Below are 1,346 nucleotides of genomic sequence, written 5' to 3'. Positions count from 1 at the left end.
CTTCAATACCTTTTGAGCGATCCCGGATATGATGTAGATGTTGAATAAGCTTTCCCTTTTCATTACTAATGCTATGTTCAGCAATTACTTCTCCATCCAACTGTTTACGGATAATCAGCGTTGGTGGTTGGCTCGAAGTGACTTCAATAAAAACCTCATTATCAGAGACTGCACTATACGTTCCGAGAGGAACGGAATAACGGTTTGATTTGAACCGTATTGTATTGTCCTTACTAATATTCCTTGTTATACTTGGGGTAATGACGCTTTCGTATGAGAGTGGTGAAGAGACGGGCTGTAAGTGTTGCTTTTCGACGGGGAACACTTCAGCTGGTCTTTTTTTCGTTGTCTGATGAACATGTTGATTTCCAGTGCGATGTAGCCACTGTAACGCACGGTTATTCCAATCTTCAATATTGCTAAATACTCGGCTGTCTGCGAAATTTCCCTTTATGTACTTTACAACGTTCTCAATCATTCCTTTTGATTCTGGGTCTGCCTTACGACATAAATGAACTTTAAACTTACGATCATTTACATAGCTTTGAAATTTACTGTAATTAAACGATCCTGATCATACACAATTTCTTCTGTACGTCCTCCGTAAAATTGAAATGCATTTTCATGACATCGTATGGCATCATTTGTCGTAAAAGGCCGGTCCTGCCACTCCATGTATTTGTATCGAGAGTGAGCTAAGACAAAAGCGATGAAATATAGTTTGATTTCATTCTTTTCAGTGGTCTTCTGTTTCGTTTCTCCCCAATCCACCTGGATTTGCTTACCCATAGGTTGTTCAGGGATTGCTTCATACTGCCGAATGATTACTTTTTTCTCAATCTGATAAATCTCCCGCATCTCTTTCACATAGGCTCTTACTGTACTCTCGCCAACAACTAAATCTGGATAACGCTCTAAGAGCCAATCGTGGATTTGTGCTGCACTGAGATGAGGGTATTCTTCAAGCCAAGCGATAATCCAATCCCTGTAGGGATCCAATTTCTTACCTTTGCCTTGTAGCTGTTCCATGTATGCTTTTGTCTCTTCAAATGTCATTTTTAAATATTTATAAACGGTTGGTCTCGATACTTTGAGCTCCTGTGCAATTTGAGATACTTTAAACTTCCGTTGATGTAACTGTTGAATATTTAAAGCATTAACTTCTCCTCCAAGACGCTGTCCCCCCTAGTAAAATAACACTTCTATTATTTTACTAGAGTTCTAGCTTATTGAAGCAAAAATGTAAAATTACGTTGAGCAAAAACTGTCAATTATATTCTAGCGTTTACAGGTGCATTCCGAGGGAAAAATAAACAAAAAAAGGCGTACTTCCCACTCAATAAATG

General features: G+C 38.6%; 1 pseudogene. It reads right to left on the bottom strand.

The window, feature by feature from the left end:
• A pseudogene (istA, locus tag ACFRCG_RS48460) lies at positions 1-1,146 on the bottom strand (IS21 family transposase); the annotation flags it as partial.
• Positions 1,147-1,346 lie beyond the last annotated feature (200 nt).

It is taken from the genome of Embleya sp. NPDC056575, from assembly GCF_042793325.1.
Classification (GTDB): Bacteria; Actinomycetota; Actinomycetes; order Streptomycetales; family Streptomycetaceae; genus Embleya.
Note: the sequence above shows the minus strand (reverse complement) of the source record. Positions and strands in the feature narration are given on the sequence as shown.